This window comes from Luteitalea pratensis (assembly GCF_001618865.1).
GTDB classification, from domain to species: Bacteria; Acidobacteriota; Vicinamibacteria; order Vicinamibacterales; family Vicinamibacteraceae; genus Luteitalea; species Luteitalea pratensis.
In genome coordinates, this window is record NZ_CP015136.1 from 2272852 (window position 1) to 2290696 (window position 17845).

Genomic DNA, 17845 nt, shown 5'->3' on the forward strand with positions numbered 1-17845 from the left:
TCCGAGCCCGGCCTTCTGTTCGCGGTCGCCGTCTGTCAGGCGGCGTGGGCGGTCTCCGCAGCGACGAAGGTCTTCCTGCCGTCAGCGTGTGGCGTTCAGCGTTCGGCGTTCGTCTGGGCTTCTACTTCGCGCTCTTCGGATCGATCCGCAGGAAGCGGGCGGCGTTGTTGTACAGGATGTCGCGCTTCTGCTCGGGTGTCAGGTAGTCGGCATTCTGGATGATGCTGATCGAATACGCCATCAGCTTCGGCCACACGAGTTGATCGGTGCCGAACATCACGCGATCGCCGAACCCGCCGTCCACGAGCCGTTCGATGTACCGGTTCACTTCCTTCAACGGATAGCTCCAGATCAACCCGGCGAGGTCCACGTACACGTGCGAGTTCGCCTGCAGCAGCGTGAGCATGTTGTCGATCATCGGATAACCGGCGTGCATCACCTGGACGCGCAGCTTCGGATGTCGTGCGAGGAGTTCCTCGAGCAGGAGCGGGTTGCCCATGGAGCCACGGAACGTCGATCGCGTCACGTTGGATCGACCCGATCCGCCGGTGCCCATGTGGATGGCGACGGGGATGTCGAGTTCCTCGGCGAGCGCAAAGTACTGGTCGACACTCATGTCGCTCGGCGACACGCCCTGGTACTGCAGGCCGATCTCGCCCATCACCTTGAAGCCGTCCTTGGCGAAACTGGTGCGCAGTTGATCGAGGGGGACCCGCGCGCCGGCCGCCTCGAAACCGGTGCCCGGAATCACGCGCCCTGGCGCCGCGTCGATCCATTTGCGGACGCTTTCCGGCGTGCCGAAGACCACCGCGGTCACGTTCAGCCGCTCCATGTCCGCGACGACGTCCTTGATGTACTCGCCCTTCGCCGCGGGATACAGCTTGGGCGTGCACTCTTCCTGCGCCCAGCCGTTGGTGGCTTCCTTGGTGGCGGGATCCGAGGCCGTGAACCTCGACGTGTTCGGGCACATCGGGACAGCGGTAGGACCGGAGTCGTCCATCGCGTGGAAATGGACGTCGAGCACCGGCGGGGCCTGCCGCGACGTGTTCTGGGCGTACGACACGGCTGCCGGCGCCAGGCAGATCGCGGCGCACGCGAGGCGCCTCGTGACATGGCGGAGAGGTGGAGTCATGCGTGCATCGTAACCCCGCTATAATCCGCGCGATGTCGCCTTCGTTCTCGCGACGTGAGTTCATCGCGTCCGGCACCGCCCTTGCCGCGGGTATTGTCGTGCCTGGCTGGGCCGAGATCTTCCAGTCAGGTCCTGACGTCGACGCGGTACGCGCCGAGGCCGCTGACGAGGCGCTTGCGCAGGCGGCGAAGTTGGGAGCCTCCTACGCAGACATCCGCGTCAACCGCTACCGGCGCGAGTCGATCGCGACGCGTGAGCGTCAGGTGCAGAACGTCTCGCGCTCGGCGAGCTACGGCATGGGCCTCCGGGTGCTGGTCAACGGCGCCTGGGGTTTCGCGGCGAGTCATCGCGTCGACGCGGCGACGGCCCGGACCCTCGCCGGGCAGGCAGTGGCGATCGCCAAGGCCAATGCCGCCCTGGCGGCACGCAAGGTGGTGCTCGCATCCGCCGATACGGTGAAGGCCACTTGGACCAGCGCCTTCACGCGTGACCCGTTCGACGTGCCCATCGATACGAAGCTGGCGTTCCTGATGAAGCTGAACGAGACGGCGCTCGCCGTCCCCGGCGTCTCGTTCGTCAGCTCGCAGTTGCTGTTGGTCGACGAGCACAAGTACTTCGCGTCGAGCGAGGGCTCGCGGATCACGCAGCGGCTGGTGCGGACGTATCCGCAGTTCACGACCACCGCCGCCGACCGCGCACGCGGCGACTTCCAGACGCGACCGGTCGTCGATCGGGCGAAGCTGGTTGGATACGAGTACGTCGAGGACTATCCCTGGCTGCAGGACGCGGAGCAGGCTGGCCACGAGGTCGTGGAGAAGCTGAAGGCCGCACCGGTGACGCCCGGCCGCTACGACATCGTGGTCGATCCTTCTCAGCTCTTCCTGTGTATTCACGAATCGGTCGGGCACTCGACCGAACTCGATCGCGCGCTCGGGTATGAAGCCAACATGGCCGGCACGAGTTTCCTGAAACCTGGTGACGCCGGCACGCGACGGTTCGGCGCGACGATCGTCAACCTGGTCGCCGATCGCAGCCAGCCCGGTGGCCTTGCGACGACCGGCTACGACGATGAGGGCGTGAAGGCGGACAAGTGGTCCCTCGTGCGTGGCGGCATGTTCGTTGATTGGCAGACGACGCGTGAACTGGCGCCGCTGGTCGGGCAGCAGCGCTCCCACGGCTGCCTGCATTCGGACAACTGGGCGAGCGTGCCCTTCCCGCGGATGCCGAACGTCTCGCTGCAGTCGGCGAGCACCGAGGTGACGCGCGACGAGTTGTTCAGTGGCATCAAGCGCGGGCTGTTCATCGAAGGGCGGGGTGTCTCGTCGATCGATCAGCAACGCTACAACTTCCAGTTCGGCGGGGCGGTGATCCGCGAGATCCGTGACGGCAGGCTCGGCGCGATGGTCAAGGACGCGGCGTACCAGTCGCGCACGCCGGAGTTCTGGGCGTCGTGTGACGGCATCGGCGGCCCGGCTTCGTATCGGTTGTGGGGAACGTCGGCCGACGGCAAGGGCGAGCCCGGTCAGACCAACGCCGTCAGCCATGGTTGTCCGCCGGCGCGCTTCCGTCAGGTCAACGTCCTGAACACGGCAGGGTCATCGTGACGCGGGGGCAGGCGGGATGCTGAGTCGCGATGAAGCACTGACCCTGTGCGAGACCGTCCTCGCGCACGCCAGGGCGGCGGGTGCCGAGGATGCCGTCGTGTCGGTTGCGAGCGAGGTCGCCGCGCACGCGCGCTTCGCGGACAATCGCGTCACGACCAGTGGACGCTCTGAAGACCTGACCATCACCGTCACGGTGTGGGTGGACAAGCGGCGTGGTGCGACAAGCGGCAACGACGCGAGTGCCGCGGCGCTTGGGCAACTGGCCGGCGAGGCGGTGCAGATCGCACGAATCTCGCCCGTTCATCGCGAGTACGTGCCGACGCTTGGTCCTCTCGAGTACCCCGACTCGCGCGGATTCGTCGACGCCACTGCGGATGTCGACGTTGCCGCGCGTGCCGTTGCGCTCCAGGACGTGCTGCGCACGTGTCGCGAGGCAAGCGTCAGCGGCGCCGGCGTGCACACCACGAATGCCTCTGCGACCGCCGTGGCCACTGCCAATGGCAATCGCCGGTACTTTCGCGCGAGCGAGGCGGCGTGCAGCATCACCGCGCGCACCGAGGACGGCACCGGGTCTGGCTACTACGCGGGCGATCACTTCGACGTGCGCCAGGTGGATGCCGCGCAGATCGCACGGCAGGCGGTGGAGAAGGCGGTACGGTCGCGCGATCCGAAGCCGATCGAGCCGGGCACGTATCCGGTCATCCTCGAAGCCCAGGCCGTCGCCGATCTCATGGGGTTCCTGGTGGGCGCGCTGGACGCACGGAGCGCAGACGAGGGGCGCAGCGCATTCTCGGCCAAGGACGGCAAGACCCGCCTCGGCGAGTCCATGTTCGACACGCGCCTGAGCCTGCACAGCGATCCGATGCATGCCGAACTTCCGGGCATACCGGCGACCGACGAGGGGATTCCGGCGGAGCGCATCACGCTGATCCGGAATGGTGTGCTGGAGCGGCTGACCTACCCGCGTTTCTGGGCCGCGGATCGCAAGCAGACGCCTACGCCCGGGCCCACCAACTTCATCGTCGAGAGCGCCACGCCGCTGACGCCGCTCCCGGAGATGATCAAGGGCCTGGCGCGCGGGCTGCTGATCTCGCGATTCTGGTACGTGCGGCTCGTCGACCCGCGCACCATCGTGCTCACCGGGCTCACGCGCGATGGCCTGTGGTGGGTGGAGGACGGCGTCATCCAGCGTCCGGTACGCAACCTGCGGTTCAACCAGAGCGTGCTGGCGATGCTCGCGCCGTGGAACGTCGAGGCCATCGGCCCGTCAGTGCGACGCTCGCCGTTCATGGTGCCGCCACTGCGGGTGGGCGCCTTCACCTTCACGTCGATCTCCGACGCGATCTGAAATCGATGCCCGCCTGGATGGTAGGGCGCGCATTCGGAGCGTAGCCGTCGACCTTTAGGTCGACGGTCAGTACAGTCGTGGTTGCACCGCGAGTACCGGCCGCACGATACTCCCCGGCGTCAGTCCATCATTCGGCCCGCACAGGAGAACCCTCATGGCTCGTCACAACCCGGTCGGCTGGTTCGAGATCTACGTCCAGGACGCGGATAGGGCGCGGAAGTTCTACGAGGCCGTCTTTGAGGTCACCCTCCAACGGCTGCCGGGTCCCGACATCGAGATGTGGGCCTTCGGGATGGATCCGGCGGCGCCGGGGGCGTCGGGCGCGCTCGTGAAGATGCCTGGTGTGCCCTCGGGCGGCAGCACGATGGTCTACTTCAGTTGCGAGGACTGTGCGGTCGAGGGCGGCCGTGTCGCCGGCGCGGGCGGCAAGGTGCATCGCGACAAGATGTCGATCGGCCAGTACGGCTTCGTCGTGCTCGCGGTCGATACCGAGGGCAACATGTTCGGCCTGCACTCGATCAAGTAGGCCGCCGCCGGACTCCAACGAATCTCGTAGGCGCCGGACTTGTCCGGCGCGCTGCCGCGGGACGACCTGTCTGCCGTAGCCTCGGCGAAGGCGGAAGTCCCGCGGCGACACCTCCATGGATTCGTGCCAGCCGGTGGCGCGTGCGCCATGCGCCGCTGTCCCGCGGTCACCGAATCAGTCGCACAGCGACGCAATCGCCCGTTCGATGACACCGCTCGCGCGCAGCAAGGCCTCGCCCGCGGCCTCGCGGGCGCATCCGGTCCGGATCATCACGACCGCCGTCGCGACGTCACCGCCCGCGGCTTCGAGCGCCGAGGTCGCTGCCGCATCATCGAGTCCCGTCTCCGACTGCAGGATACGGACCGCGCGTGCCTGTAGCTTGCTGTTGCGCGCCCGCATGTTCGTCATCCTGTTGCCGCGGACGTACCCGAGCTGGATCATCGCCGTCGTCGAGATCATGTTCAGCACCAGCTTCTGCGCAGTCCCTGCCTTCATGCGCGTCGATCCCGCGACCACTTCGGGACCGACGACAGGGACGATGGCCACTTCGGCGGCCAGGGTGATCGCCGATCCCGGGACACAGGCGATGGCCACGGTGAACGCGCCGAGCGCTCGCGCGTGTTCCACGGCGCCGACCGTGTACGGCGTTCGTCCGGACGCGGCGATGCCGATGACGGCGTCCGCAGCGGTCACTCCGCGCGTCGCCAGGTCGCTGGCGCCGGCGTCGTGGTCGTCTTCGGACGCCTCGACGGCGCGATGGCACGCGTCGTAGCCGCCCGCGATGAGGCCCTGCACCAGTTCGGCCGGCACGCCGTAGGTCGGCGGGCACTCGGACGCATCGAGCACGCCGAGTCGCCCCGACGTGCCGGTGCCCACGTAGATCAGGCGTCCGCCCCGGCGCAGTCGCCCGACGATGCCTTCCACGGCTTGCGCGATGATCGGCAACTGGCGCCGGACGGCGGTCGGCACACCGTGGTCCTCATCGTTGATCAGCGCCAGCGTGTCCTCGATCGTCAGCGTGTCGAGGCCGCGAGACCGCTCGTTTTCCTGCTCGGTGATGGGGAGGTCGGACATGGAAGCCTCTACTTTCTGGCTACCGCACCCGGAACGGCGGCGAGGCCGACGCGCTCCAGGATGCGGACGAAGCGTGGGTCGGCACGCAGCCCGTCGAAGCCGGGATCGACCCCGAGGTGACGTACGTCGGCGGCGCGGTCGTCACACGCCTGCTCGAGACGGCCGAATGCCTTGTCGATCTCGCCGCGCCCGGCGTGGGCACGCGCAAGTTCGTACGGCGATACATATCGGTGCCTCCCTTCCTCCAGCACCTCCGCCAGCAGGGCGTCCGATTCGGCGCGACGTCCGGCCCTCGCGAGTGCCGCGACGATCGCACCCCGCACGTCCAGCCCGCCAAGTGCCATGCCACGCTGCATCGCGGCGATGCCCTCCTGGTGCCGACCCTGCTGCGCCAGGCCGATCCCGAGCAAGCTGTTCGCATCTCCGGACGACGAGTCGAGCATCAGGGTCTGGCGCAACTGCCGCTCGGCGTCGAGGTACTGTCGTGCGTAGTAGTAGTGGAAGCCGAGATGGTAATTCATCGGGATGTCGAGGGGGTCGAGCGAGAGCGCGCGCCGGCTCTCCTCCAGCGACTCCTCGAAGCGGCCCTGCGTGACCAGGAAGTGCGAGTACCAGTGGTGCGCGTTGACGTGTTGTGGCGCGAGCGCGATCGCACGGCGGAACGCACGGTCGGCACCGTCGTGATCCCACTCGTAGTCCATGGCTACCAGCGCGAGCGCGGTGTACGCGCCGGGAATGGCCTCGTCGAGCGAGAGGGCCTTCAACGCCGACGCCTTCGCCAACGGGTACGCCTCGGCCGGTGACATCCGCGCAGTCGTGCCAACCGCCGCAATCGTCGCGTAGTACTCGGCAAGCCCTGCGTGCGCCGGCGCGTAGTCCGGATTGACCTCGAGCGCACGTCGGAAATAGCTGGCCGCTCGCGCGATGCTCTCGTCGCTCAGCGTGTTGAGGTAGTGGCGCCCTTTCAGGTACAGCTCCAGAGGTTCGGCGGTGGACGACGGCGCGTCGGCTATTGAAGCGTCCGGTCGTCCGGATCTGGCGCTCGGGTCGTCGGGCATGCCGCGTGTCAGCCCGACGAACGTGACCGAACCCCCTACGACGAGCAAGAGCAGCGCCAGCGTGGACCACGGCTGCCGCGGTGTCGCGAGACCTGGCGGCTGGACGAGGAGTGCCTCGGGCGTCGGTAACCCTGTTGTCGTAACCGGCGGTTCCGGATAGAGCAGCGCCGGCTCGACTGTCACCGTCAGGCGCGTGACGTCCCCGACGAAGCGGTAGCCGTACTTGGGGACGGTCTCGATGTTCGCCTGCGCGTCGGTCCCGAGTGCGCGGCGAAGCATCGAGACGTTGCGCGTGAGGTTGCCCTCCTCCACGTGCGTGTCCGGCCACACCGCGGACATCAGCGCGTCCTTGCCGACGAGGCGGCCCGCATGGCGGACGAGGACGAGCAGCGTATCGAAGACCTTCGGCTCGAGCGGGATCTCCTCGCTCCCGCGCAACAGGTGCCGTTCCCCGGTGTCGAGGCGATAGGCACCGAACGCGAAGACCTCGGGATTGGCTGCGTCCATGGCGTCCGAAGGAAATCCGAAGAAAGGTTTCCGCCGTTCTCGAGGACGGCGAAGCCGTCCGGCGGCTAGCCTTCACCGCCGTCGCACCTGCCCGCCCGGCGAACGCTTGCGCACTCCGATGCCGCGATGCGGGCCTGCTGCCGACTTCGAGGAGGCTCATTATGTACCCGACGACACTCCCGGCTCGTTCCATCCTTACCGCGACCACCCTCGCCTTGACCGTTACCCTGGGCGCAACTAGTTCTGCCTTCGCGCGGCAGGACGCCCGTCCCGATGCCAGGGTCTACGCGCTCGAACCGTCAACCCACGGCAACCCCGAGGGCGTCGCATACGATCCACGCTCCGGCACCTTCTTCGTGGGCACGATCGGCGACGGCACGATTTATCGCGCGAGCCTGGACGACACGGTCGCGCGCGTCTTCATCCCGGGGACTGACGGCGGGCAGGCCACCGGCCTGAAGGTGTGGCGCGACCGGCTGTACGTCGCCGGCGGTGCGACGGGCCAGCTTCGCGTGTATGAAATCGCGACCGGCCAACTACTGGCCACCGTCGATACCGGCGAGGGTGGCCTGCTCAACGACCTCGCGATCACCAATACCGGCGACGTGTACGTGACCGACTCCTTCCGCCCGTATCTCTGGCACGCGACCGCCGAGCAGGTCGAGGCGGGTGGCGGCGTGCCGCAGGCCATCCCGGTCGAACCCGAGATCGCCTACGACCCGTTTGCCTTCAACCTCAATGGCATCGTCTCGCTCGAAGACGGGCAGCGGCTGATCGTGGGGCACTCGGGCACGGGTGAGCTGTTCCGCATCGATGTCGATGCGGACGCGCCGCTCGGCCGAACGATCCAGCGTATCGACGTCGAGCCGCTCTTCAGCGACGGCCTGCTGTTGGACAAGGGGCAGCTGGTGGTCGTGACGTTCTATCCCGCGCCGACGCTGACCTTCGTCAGGCTCGACGCAGACGCCGGGTCCGGCGTCGTGGTGGGGCAGCTTACACACCCCTCGATCACCGATCCGTCGACGGTCGCGCGCGCCCGCAACAGCTACCTCGTGGTGAACGCCGACTTCCTCACGAGCACGCCGCCGTTCACCGTGACGGCGCTGCCCCGCAACGCAGCCGCAGGGGAGTCGGAGCCCTGAGCACAACACAAATGCCTGCGGCCTGTCGGCCTGGCGGGCTCGGAGAGCCCGCCGTACCTTCCCGATCCGCGATCCGCGTGCAGCCTGCCACGTGCAGGCGTCGGACTCCAACGATATTGACGGCTGCGGGCTACGGGCTGCAGGCTACGCGAGCCGTATATCGTGACTGCCGGTGGCGTTCACGCCATGGATCACTTGTCCGACGCGCAGCCCGCAGGCTGCAGGCTGTAGGCCCTGTGGCTGTAGGCTGTTTCCATGGAGCGGACCCCGAAACTGTTCTTCCTGTGCGGCAAGATGGCCGCAGGCAAGTCGACGCTGGCCAGGATGCTGGCAGAGCAGGGGGACGCGATTCTGCTCGCTTCGGACGAGTGGCTCGGGCGGCTCTACCCGGTGGAGATCGTCGACATCCCGGCTTTCATGAAGTACTCGACTCGGCTCAATGAGACGCTGACGCCACACATCTGCACGTTGCTCGGCCGCGGGCTGTCGGTCGTGCTCGACTTTCCCGGCAACACACGCCGGCAGCGCGCGTGGTTCCGGCAGCTGCTCGACGCGTCTGGTGTCGACCATGAGCTCCACGTCATCGACGCGTCCGACGCGGTGTGCAAGCGGCAACTGCACGCTCGCAGCGCCGGATTCCCGGAGGGAACCAGGTGGACGACGGACGCGGAGTTCGACGCCATCACGGCGTACTTCGACCCGCCATCGCCTGATGAGGGTTTCACGATCATTCGTCACGAGGCCGGCGCCGGGGGACAGGAATGACCCGGGTCGATTGGTCACGCGTGCTTGCCGTACTGATCGTGGCGACGCTTGAGCGCGTGCTCGCCGAGGAACTCATCCCGCGGGCGGCCAGGGCGGGCGCGGCCGTGTACGTCTCGGTCGGTCAACACGAGAACGAGCAACTGCGCGACGGCCTGAGACGTTTTGCAGACGCCCTGCGGAGCGCTGGCGCTGGCGGAGGCCCGGCATGGACCTCTGCCGACTTGCAGGACGAGGACCACAGTTCCACGCCGCAGAGAAGCCTCCATGACGCGCTCGAGGCACGGTACCAGGAGTACCGTTTTCCGTTCTTCGAGAACCTGTCGGAACTCGATGGCGCGGGCGGATTGCAGGCGCTCGAGGCGCACTATCGGCGCGCCTCCACCCGCTTCGGCTACGATTCTCCGCCGCCCGAAGCCCGCCTCGTTGCGGTCGGTCGTATCTTCCTGACGGAAGGTCGTCACGACGACGTGGTGCGGCTGGCCAGGGCCTATGCCAAGCCGTACCCGGTGATGGCCGAACGGCTGGTCAACCAGGTTGGCTACGACCAGCTGACGCGAGGTCAGGTGCCGGCCGCGTTACGGACCTTCAAGGACAATGTCGACGCCTTCCCACACTCGCCGAATGCGTACGACAGCCTCGGCGACGCGCATTGCCGCGCCGGTGACACGGTGTCTGCGATTGCGAGCTATCAGCAGGCCGCGCGGGTCGCGGAAGCCAGTACCCCGCAGCACCCGCGACTCGCGACGTACCAGAAGAAGGCACGTACAGGCTGCGAGCCGTCGTCACGCTGAAGCATTGGAAGACGTCGCCGAATCCGAGCCGCAACGGCGGCCGGACCCGGGCGACGGCTCCCCAGGGTCCGTGCTCGAGGTGCAGAAGGTGGGTCATGCGCCCCACGGCACACACCTCGATCACGAACCACAACGTCGACGCCTGGCGTCAAGGAAGGATGTGTCGTTTGGCGACAACGACGTTCATTCATTTAGAACGGCCGGCCGCGACGAACCGCACACAGCCGGCTGCCTGGCTCGCCGAGGCACCCTGATCACCGCCACGTCAGCCGACTGCACGGCCCCAGAGCGCCATGAGAACGGGCCGCGACAATTCCGCCAGGGAGACCGGCGCGGGTGCGAACGTGACACACGGGTGACCTGTCGGTCACGCCGTGCATCTCCTAAAGGCTGTCGCCTAGTCGACCGCGTTGCAGCCGTCGGGCAGGGCGAACGACTCGGAAACCGTGATGCTGCCGGCGCGCTTGACCGTGGCCTTGGCGCCGACGCCGACGCCGAAGTCCGCGAACCCGTCCCACACCAGGCACTTCCGTCGTGACTTGTCGGAGGCCGTGAGGCCCGCGTCGTTGTCGATCGAGTCCAGGATGCCGTCGCGCATGTCCTCGTACTTCGGAGCGGCGGGTGTGTAGTTCATGCCGTCGACCATGTGGTCCAGCACTTCCCCTGTCGTCAGGTTGGGTAGCGACCCCGCAGAGTCGTTTAGGAAATTGCGGCGCAGGCGGAAGCCGATTGCTGCGTACAGTTCGCCGTCGAGGTGCACCTCGGTCCACGTGAGGTCGCCGTAGCTCCGGTTGTACGTGTTGTACGGCTGTGAACGGATGCCTGTGGGCGTGAACGCCGAGTACTCGCCCACGACGTCGTCGTCCGACGCGTTGTACTGTGTGGGGGAGTTGTTGAGGAGCAGCGACAGGACGTCGCCCATGCCCTCGCCGATGGCGCCCGCTATCGGCCCGCTCATGCTGCCGATCATTCGCCACGTCAGGCCGTGGCCGTACTCATGGTCGACGATGTCGGCGTCCAGGCTGCTGTCGCGGTTGATGGGCGCCGCGGTGGTCTTTTTCACGGTGCCGTCGCTGCCGCCGGCGGCCTTGATCGCCGCGCCGTCGACCAGGCTCACCATCACCGCGGGGATCTTGCTCGCCGTGGTGCCGCCCATGGCGAAGATACCGGTGTCGGCATTGTTCACGACGATGGCCGCTATCGCGCCGGCACGGGCGACGTTGCTCACCTTGAGGTCGAAGTTGCAGGTGCCGCGGTCGATGATCGCGATCTTGCCGATGAGTGCATTGCGTGCGAACCGCTCACAGGCATCCGACGTCGTGCCCGCGCCGTCGTTGACGATGGCAAGCATGCCGGTGACGCCCGTGGTGGACGGGAGGGGGGTGAAGGAGGAATTCTGGGCGGTGAAGACCTTGGACCCGATCGCCACCTGCGTGTCGCCGGGGGCGCTCCAGATGTACATCTGCATGCGCGGGTGGGAGCCGTCGGCCGGCGTGGAGAAGTTGGCGTTGTCGGTGCCGCTGCCGTCCTGCACCTCGGCGTACACCGAGTCGCTGCCGGCGCCGGTGAGGCCGAAGTTGCTCTCCTGGAAGTTTCCCGCCGACTCCGTGAATCCGTGACGATAGAGGACGTCGTGTATCACGTTGTTCAGGTAGAAGAGGTTCTGTGTCGCGACTGCCTTGTTCGGGTCGACGGCGGGCTGCTGCCCGGCGGCGAATGTCGCGAGGAAGTTGCCGTCGCTGACGGCGACACCGCCGCCGTCGGCCGCGTTGTTGGCGTTGGCGTCGACGTAGGCATTGACGTTGTTGCCGGCGATGTTGGTCGTCGCCTGCGTGCCCGCAAACAGCCAGCCGTTGGGCGAGGGCGCCTTCACCGCGGGTGCCGGACCGTTGACGACCAGCTGCTGCGACTTCGACGGGTCGATCGCGAACACGTTGTAGCTGTCGCTGGCCGTGCGCGACTCGACGCCGAGCACCGCGCCGTCGCCGCCGACCAGCGTGTGGTGCAGCTGGTTGCCGCGAGCCGTCCAGGTCTCGACGAGGTAGCCGCGGCGCAGCGCGGCGCCGACCGGAACCGCGACGCGCGTGACCGTCGGCTCGCGGTGGAAGAAGGCGGTGCGGGCGAAGACGCTCGTGTTGCCGTCCTGGCGTACCAGGCCCGGCGGCGTCGGCGCGCCGCCGTGCACGTGCTGCAGCCCGATGGCCAGCGCGCGGCCTTCACCGCCGTCGAGCGGCGGTCCACCAACGGCCCGAACCGTCACGACGTTTTCGACGACGCTGGCGAGCGCGCCAGTGGCGGTGACCGAGGCCTTCAGGTACGTGCCGTAGACATCGAGGCCGCTGACGCGCTGCGTGAACCGCAGGTGCGTGACGCCTGTGCGCGCCACCGTGTCGCGGCTGGCGAGCACCAGCGACGCGACCGTCGCATCGTCGTGTCCGGCTGCGCGCAGGTATGCGGCGACCTGGGCGACAGGATCGCCAGACACGGGGGCCAGGCTCTGCCCGGCGGGCGCGCGGACGACGCGTGCTTCTGGAGCGGCAAACGGGCCGGCCACTTGGGCGTGGGCCTGGCTGGTGAAAAGAGCGGCGGTCAGGAGCCCTGACCAGACGAGGGTGGAGAAACGCAGCATGAGACTCCGTTGACCCGCGACGCGCGAGCGGAAACGCTGGGAATGCGCCAGTGTACGCACGGAAATCGCACCGCTGCACGAGGATTCTTGACAAGTTTCGCGCTGGCGCGACCTTGGTCGCCTCCGACGGCTCTATTCCTATCCAAGGTTGACTGACGACAGCCGCACGTCGACCTGTCGCGCCGGCTGATAGGGATGCCTCGGCATCATCCGCGCGATAAGTGCCATGTCAGGCTGATGGACCGCACGCCAGGCGCGACCTATGTGCAAGGACGCTGCCGTCCGCAGATCCGCACGCGTCGTCAGGGCAGGTTGTCCAGGTCGGCGAGATCCTTGTTGCGGCCCGCAGCGCGCTTGTTGATCTTCAGGTCGTCCAGGGAGATGACCGGCACCTGTAGTCCGTCCAGATCGACGCCGACACGACGGCTGATATGTGCTTCCGAAGCCGACGATGATGAACGTGCAGTCGGTCGTGATAGACCGCAGGCACAACTGCAGCGCGTTGCGTACCTCGGCGATCGAGTCGCCATGCATCGAGCCCGACCTGTCGACAAGGAACACGATCTCGGCCGCCGCTGGCGCTGCGTCGAAGGCCGGGACGAATCCGACGGCAATCGCCCGATCGTCACCGTGGTGTTCGGACCACGCGCATGGCGTGCGCAGCGCCGGCGCCTCGACTGTCAGGATGAAGTCGCGGTCGAGGGCCGTCCGCGACTGCCGCTTCGCACTACGCGAGACCACGCCCGTGCTCGACAGAAGGGTCGCCACAGGTTCCAGATGATAGCGAGCCCGTGCATCGTTGCGTGAGTACGGGCGGACACCTCGACGAGTCTCCGCCGTTGGTGTGCAGCTATAGTGAACCGCCATGGACGCGACAGACGAAGCTCCCTCCCCACACGTCTTCGTCACCGGCGCGGACCTCACGCGGCTCGCGTGCGATGCGTGGGTCGTGCCGACGGATCGTCAGCTCAGGGTGTCGGCCGGCTGGCAGGCGGCGGCCGGCGAGCCGGGACCGCCGCCGGATGATTTCCGCACCGGCAGCCCGCGCGCGTTCGTCGAGGCGCCCCTTGCCGGCGACGATCGACTGCGTGTCTGGACCAATCTCGGCGCCGCCTTCGGCGAGCCCTTGCAGTGGTTCGTCGAGGGCGCGCGTGAGGCAGTTGCGCTCGCGGCGCGTCATCTGGCTGAGCATCGCCACGCAAGCGCCGAGCAGGTCTTCCCGCGCGTCGCCGTGCCGCTGGTCGGCGCGGGTGGTGGCGGCGGACGCTTCGCTACTGGCGAGATCGTCCGGCGTCTGCTTCCGGCCCTCGAGACCGTCGCGCAGGAAGGTGGCGTCGACGTGTACCTGGCGATTCGTGATCGACGCACGTATGCCGCGGTGCAGGCGGCGCGCACGCAGCTGCCGAACTCACCGTTCGCCCGACAGCTCGAGTCGTCGCTCCTCGCGGAAGGGGACCGGCTCGCGGCGCTCGCCCGCGAGGGCCAGCTGGTGCTCTTCATCGGTGCGGGCGCGAGCCAGGGCAGCGGTGTGCCTGACTGGCCCAGGCTGCTCGATCTCCTTGCCGCCGACGGCGGGTTCTCTGACGAGGAGCGTGTGCTGCTCCAGGCCGAGAACGCCCTCGATCGCGCGCGCCTGATTGGCATGCGCCTGAAGCACGCCGGTCAGCCGCTGGGGCCCCTCGTTGCGTCGCTGGTCAAGGCGACGCACCGATCGCTCACACAGACGCTGCTGGCGTCGCTGCCCGTGTCGCAAGTGGCCACCACCAACTACGACCAAATCTTCGAGCACGCGTCGCAGGACATCGACGTACCGTGCTCGATCCTGCCGTACGCGCCGGGCGACCGCGGCGAACGCTGGCTGCTCAAGTTGCACGGATGCGTGACGCATCCCGAGGAGATCGTCCTCACGCGCGACGACTACCTGCGGTTCTCGTCGCGCCGCGCCGCGCTTGCCGGCATCGTGCAGGCGCTGCTGGTCACACGTCACATGCTCTTTGTCGGCTTCTCGCTGCAGGATGACAACTTCCACCGCATCGTCCACGACGTGCGCAGTGCGATGCCGGCCGCGGCCGGCCAGGAGGGGCTTGGCACGGCGCTCTTCCTGCACGACCGCAAGCTGCTTGCCGAACTGTGGAGGCAGGACCTCATCATCACGAGCGTCGCCCGGCCGAGTGTGCCCAACGTCGTCGCGTCGCGTCGTGTGGCCATGCTGCTCGACTACATCGGCATGCAGTCAGCCGGCGGCTCGGCGCACTTGCTGGATCCGACGCTCGAAGGAGTGCTGTCGGCGCCCGAGCGCGAGTTGGCAGGTGCGCTTCGAGGTCTGGTCGCCGAATTGAGCGCAGAGGCCTGGGCCACGCCAGCGGGCGGGAGGCTCGAGGGCCTGCTGCGCGAGTTCGGGCTGCAGGAGCGGACGCGGCAGTGATTCGGGCACCCATCTCTCGAGGCTCGTCGAGCGCGCGCGCGGGGCGAGCGGTGGATCGGCGGTACACAGGCGAGCACGTACACCGACGAAGTGGTGCCGCCGGCGTCCTCCTCAAGATCCAGGCGCATTACCCGCGCCCTGCGTTGCGTCGGTTCGTCGTCCTGGCGCAACACGCAAATCAGTGGCAGGTGTCAGATCAGTGCACAGCCTGCCGTTCCCGCCACAAGTACGGCCGCTCGATCTCCCTCACCACAGGCAAGACCGACGTCACGTGGGTTGTGCCACCTCCCGTTCGTGAGCGAAGCCGGCAGGTGGCTGGAGTCGCCGCACAAGCGGCACCCACGCCTCCGTGATCTCGCGTGTGTGCTCGGTCGTCGGCTCATCTGTTTGCGCTATTGCGTCGAGTACAGCTCAGCGATACAAGGGCCAGGTGTCCGGCTGCATGCAACTGAATGGCACTCCGCCTACCCTCCCTAAACGGCGTGGACCACGGACAGCGGGTACGTCTGCGAGACCGAACTGCAGGTGAGCCAGCGCGTGTAGGATGCACCATGGCTCATCCGCGCCCGGCGAGGCATGTCCTCCTGCTTCTCGCTGCCGGTGTTGCGGTCGTGCCCTACGCGGCTCCAGTGCCCCCGCCGAGCGTGCACCTCACCGACGTCTCGGCCGCCTCCGGGATCACGGCTGAAAATTACACGGGCCGCCCTGACCGCAAGGACTACATCTTCGAAGTCAAGGGCGGCGGCGTCGGAGCCCTCGATTACGACGGCGACGGCTGGGTGGACCTCCTCTTCTCCCGGGGCTCGTCGATGGAGCGCTGGCGCAGGGGCGACAACCCCGGACCCGTCCTCTACCGCAACCGGCGCGATGGCACCTTCGAGGATGTCACGCGAGCGGCAGGCCTCACCCGGGGGGGCTGGGGCATTGGCGTCAGCGTTGCCGATTACGACAACGACGGGTGGGTCGATGTCTACCTCACGAACCTGGGCGCCGATGTCCTCTACCGCAACAACGGAAACGGGACGTTCACGGACGTCACCGGGAAGGCAGGCATCCGCGCAGAAGGATGGAGTTCGTCCGCGGCCTTCGGCGACTTCGATGGGGACGGCCATCTCGATCTCTACGTCGCCGCGTACCTGGATGTCGGGCCCGACGCACTTCCCGTGGGGCCGGCGGGCGGCACCTGCACCTACGTCGGTGTGCCCGTGCTGTGTGGGCCGCGCGGTCTCCCCGGCGCCCGGGACCTCTACTTCCACAACAACGGCGACGGCACCTTCACCGAGCAATCCGAGGTTTCCGGGGCCTCTGACGAGAAGCGTTACTTCGGCCTTGGCGTGGTGACCGCGGACGTGGATGGCGACAGGGATCTCGACCTCTACGTCGGCAACGACGCGACGCCGAACTATCTCTTCGTGAACAGGGGGAACGGGCGCTTCGACGAGCGCGGGTTCGAGAGTGGCACCGCGGTGAGCGGCGACGGCAACGAGCAGGCGAGCATGGGGGTGGACGCCGCCGACTTCGACAACGACGGCAGACTCGACCTCTACGCCACGCACTTCGCCAACGACTACAGCACGCTGTACCGGAACCTGGGCGAACTCCTCTTCGAGGACATCACTGCGCGTGCGCACCTCCGTGCGCCGGCGTGGCCATTCGTGAAGTGGGGGACGGCGTTCCTCGATCTCGATCAGGACGGCTGGAAGGATCTCGTTCACGCGAACGGCCACGTCTACCCGCACCTGCGCGACGCGCCCGGCAAGGAGACCTACGAGCAGCCGGCGCTCTCGGTCTACGTGAACGACCGCGACGGTACCTTCCGCGACGCCTCGGGAGAGGTCGGACCCGACGCCGGCAAGCGCGTGATCGGGCGCGGCCTCGCCTTTGCCGACCTCGACAACGATGGCGACCTCGACCTGGTGGTGGCCTGCCTGGACTCGAAGCCGTTGATGCTGCGGAACGACCAGGCGCCGGGCCGCTGGTTGATGCTGCGAGCCGTGGGGAGCAAGGCCAATCGGGACGCGATCGGCACCCGGATCACCGCGCGGACAGGTGAGCGGTCCCAGGTGTGGGAGGTCAAGCGCACCGTGGGGATCTACTCCGCCAGTGACCCGCGGGCGCATTTCGGCCTCGGTGACGCGGCGAAGGCGGATCTGGTGCGCGTCGAGTGGCCGGGAGGCAAGGTGGACGAGTTCCGCGACGTACCTGCCGGCCGCCACTACCTGGTGGACGAAGCGAAGGGGCTCTCGCTCGAGCCTCTCCGTGGGCGGTGAGCGCTTACTTGATCTCGACCCAGTGGCGACCGACGTACAGCCGGCCGTTCACGAACTGGAGCGGCACCGGCCGCGCAAGCGCCGTGTCCCACTGCGCCGCCACTTCGCCGACCTTGTCCCCGGCCACGTCGTAGACCACCAGCGTGCCCGGGCCCTCCGGCGGCGTGCCCTTCCGCAGGCCGAACCCGTAGGCACCCGTCCCCACGGTGGCGCCGCCGATCAGGGTCTTCCGCTCGAGGATCAACATCCCGGCGTACTTCTGCTGGATCTCGGTGGCGTATCCGCTGGTGTCCAGCAACCCGAACACCATCCGCTTCCCGTCGGCCCCCTTGAGCACCACGGTGTTGCGCTTCTGCGCCGGAATCGCGTTCCCTTCGAGATAGAAGTCCTTGACCGCTGCCGCCTCGAACGCCTTTCCCGCGAGCTTCTCCTGGGCCTGCGCGGGCACGGGAGCAAGGGCGACGAGGGCCGCGACTGCGAGAGCCAGGGGGCCCGGCCAGATGACCTTGTACATCAACGTCTCCTTCGTTGAGTCGCCCTCCTCTGCCCACCGAGACGGAGCAGCGGAGGAAGG

General features: G+C 67.7%; 13 protein-coding genes and 1 pseudogene. 8 read left to right on the plus strand and 6 right to left on the minus strand.

Annotated features, from left to right (window positions below; all coding sequences use genetic code 11):
* Positions 1-121: 121 nt before the first annotated feature.
* Positions 122-1132 (minus strand): amidohydrolase family protein, encoded by a 1011-nt coding sequence (locus LuPra_RS09355; RefSeq protein WP_110170496.1) that lies wholly within the window; start codon positions 1130-1132, stop codon positions 122-124.
* 32 nt (positions 1133-1164) lie between these two features.
* On the opposite strand from LuPra_RS09355, the gene LuPra_RS09360 reads away from it, so the two are divergent.
* The 3 genes from LuPra_RS09360 to LuPra_RS09370 all read left to right on the plus strand — a co-directional run bounded on the left by LuPra_RS09360 (position 1165) and on the right by LuPra_RS09370 (position 4610).
* Complete coding sequence (locus LuPra_RS09360) at positions 1165-2736, plus strand: TldD/PmbA family protein (protein ID WP_110170497.1); 1572 nt, start codon at positions 1165-1167, stop codon at positions 2734-2736.
* 16 nt (positions 2737-2752) lie between these two features.
* Positions 2753-4084 carry a TldD/PmbA family protein gene (locus LuPra_RS09365; protein WP_110170498.1) on the plus strand — a complete coding sequence of 444 codons (1332 nt, stop codon included), beginning with the start codon at positions 2753-2755 and terminating at the stop codon, positions 4082-4084.
* Between the two features lie 154 nt (positions 4085-4238).
* Positions 4239-4610: a VOC family protein gene (locus tag LuPra_RS09370; RefSeq protein WP_110170499.1), complete on the plus strand. Its 372-nt coding sequence runs from the start codon at positions 4239-4241 to the stop codon at positions 4608-4610.
* 174 nt (positions 4611-4784) lie between these two features.
* Here LuPra_RS09370 and murQ read toward each other — a convergent pair whose 3' ends face one another.
* Both murQ and LuPra_RS09380 read right to left on the minus strand, forming a co-directional pair.
* The gene (gene murQ / locus LuPra_RS09375; RefSeq protein ID WP_110170500.1) at positions 4785-5684 is read right to left on the minus strand and encodes an N-acetylmuramic acid 6-phosphate etherase; all 900 of its coding nucleotides are present in this window, start codon (positions 5682-5684) and stop codon (positions 4785-4787) included.
* A gap of 8 nt (positions 5685-5692) precedes the next feature.
* Positions 5693-7249 carry a winged helix-turn-helix domain-containing protein gene (locus LuPra_RS09380; RefSeq protein ID WP_110170501.1) on the minus strand — a complete coding sequence of 519 codons (1557 nt, stop codon included), beginning with the start codon at positions 7247-7249 and terminating at the stop codon, positions 5693-5695.
* 161 nt (positions 7250-7410) lie between these two features.
* On the opposite strand from LuPra_RS09380, the gene LuPra_RS09385 reads away from it, so the two are divergent.
* The 3 genes from LuPra_RS09385 to LuPra_RS09395 all read left to right on the plus strand — a co-directional run bounded on the left by LuPra_RS09385 (position 7411) and on the right by LuPra_RS09395 (position 9947).
* On the plus strand, positions 7411-8391 hold the full coding sequence (locus tag LuPra_RS09385; RefSeq protein WP_110170502.1) for an SMP-30/gluconolactonase/LRE family protein: 981 nt from the start codon (positions 7411-7413) through the stop codon (positions 8389-8391).
* Positions 8392-8646: 255 nt separating this feature from the next.
* Positions 8647-9156 carry a P-loop nucleotide/nucleoside kinase family protein gene (locus LuPra_RS09390; RefSeq protein WP_110170503.1) on the plus strand — a complete coding sequence of 170 codons (510 nt, stop codon included), beginning with the start codon at positions 8647-8649 and terminating at the stop codon, positions 9154-9156.
* Positions 9153-9947, plus strand: coding sequence for a tetratricopeptide repeat protein (locus LuPra_RS09395; RefSeq protein WP_110170504.1), 795 nt, complete (start codon positions 9153-9155; stop codon positions 9945-9947). Before LuPra_RS09390 ends, LuPra_RS09395 begins: the two co-directional genes overlap by 4 nt.
* 397 nt (positions 9948-10344) lie before the next feature.
* Here the strand turns inward: LuPra_RS09395 and LuPra_RS09400 are convergent, their stop codons facing one another.
* Both LuPra_RS09400 and LuPra_RS34365 read right to left on the minus strand, forming a co-directional pair.
* Positions 10345-12576: a M36 family metallopeptidase gene (locus LuPra_RS09400; protein ID WP_110170505.1), complete on the minus strand. Its 2232-nt coding sequence runs from the start codon at positions 12574-12576 to the stop codon at positions 10345-10347.
* Positions 12577-13008: 432 nt separating this feature from the next.
* Positions 13009-13443: pseudogene (locus tag LuPra_RS34365) on the minus strand (hypothetical protein); the annotation flags it as partial.
* On the opposite strand from LuPra_RS34365, the gene LuPra_RS09410 reads away from it, so the two are divergent.
* Together LuPra_RS09410 and LuPra_RS09415 are read left to right on the plus strand one after the other, a co-directional pair.
* Positions 13442-15001, plus strand: coding sequence for an SIR2 family NAD-dependent protein deacylase (locus LuPra_RS09410; protein ID WP_110170507.1), 1560 nt, complete (start codon positions 13442-13444; stop codon positions 14999-15001). The pseudogene LuPra_RS34365 and the gene LuPra_RS09410 overlap by 2 nt on opposite strands.
* 551 nt (positions 15002-15552) lie before the next feature.
* Positions 15553-17271, plus strand: coding sequence for a CRTAC1 family protein (locus tag LuPra_RS09415; RefSeq protein WP_162271342.1), 1719 nt, complete (start codon positions 15553-15555; stop codon positions 17269-17271).
* Between the two features lie 4 nt (positions 17272-17275).
* Here LuPra_RS09415 and LuPra_RS09420 read toward each other — a convergent pair whose 3' ends face one another.
* A complete protein-coding gene (locus tag LuPra_RS09420) occupies positions 17276-17785 on the minus strand; it encodes a hypothetical protein (RefSeq protein ID WP_110170509.1) in 510 nt (169 codons plus the stop codon).
* Between the last annotated feature and the right edge of the window lie 60 nt (positions 17786-17845).

Excerpts from the sequence above, each read along its gene's own strand:
- LuPra_RS09355 (WP_110170496.1), bottom strand. The coding sequence starts at position 1,132 with ATGACTCCACCTCTCCGCCATGTCACGAGGCGCCTCGCGTGCGCCGCG.
- LuPra_RS09360 (WP_110170497.1), top strand. The coding sequence starts at position 1,165 with ATGTCGCCTTCGTTCTCGCGACGTGAGTTCATCGCGTCCGGCACCGCC.
- LuPra_RS09365 (WP_110170498.1), top strand. The coding sequence starts at position 2,753 with ATGCTGAGTCGCGATGAAGCACTGACCCTGTGCGAGACCGTCCTCGCG.
- LuPra_RS09370 (WP_110170499.1), top strand. The coding sequence starts at position 4,239 with ATGGCTCGTCACAACCCGGTCGGCTGGTTCGAGATCTACGTCCAGGAC.
- murQ (WP_110170500.1), bottom strand. The coding sequence starts at position 5,684 with ATGTCCGACCTCCCCATCACCGAGCAGGAAAACGAGCGGTCTCGCGGC.
- LuPra_RS09380 (WP_110170501.1), bottom strand. The coding sequence starts at position 7,249 with ATGGACGCAGCCAATCCCGAGGTCTTCGCGTTCGGTGCCTATCGCCTC.
- LuPra_RS09385 (WP_110170502.1), top strand. The coding sequence starts at position 7,411 with ATGTACCCGACGACACTCCCGGCTCGTTCCATCCTTACCGCGACCACC.
- LuPra_RS09390 (WP_110170503.1), top strand. The coding sequence starts at position 8,647 with ATGGAGCGGACCCCGAAACTGTTCTTCCTGTGCGGCAAGATGGCCGCA.
- LuPra_RS09395 (WP_110170504.1), top strand. The coding sequence starts at position 9,153 with ATGACCCGGGTCGATTGGTCACGCGTGCTTGCCGTACTGATCGTGGCG.
- LuPra_RS09400 (WP_110170505.1), bottom strand. The coding sequence starts at position 12,576 with ATGCTGCGTTTCTCCACCCTCGTCTGGTCAGGGCTCCTGACCGCCGCT.
- LuPra_RS09410 (WP_110170507.1), top strand. The coding sequence starts at position 13,442 with ATGGACGCGACAGACGAAGCTCCCTCCCCACACGTCTTCGTCACCGGC.
- LuPra_RS09415 (WP_162271342.1), top strand. The coding sequence starts at position 15,553 with ATGGCTCATCCGCGCCCGGCGAGGCATGTCCTCCTGCTTCTCGCTGCC.
- LuPra_RS09420 (WP_110170509.1), bottom strand. The coding sequence starts at position 17,785 with ATGTACAAGGTCATCTGGCCGGGCCCCCTGGCTCTCGCAGTCGCGGCC.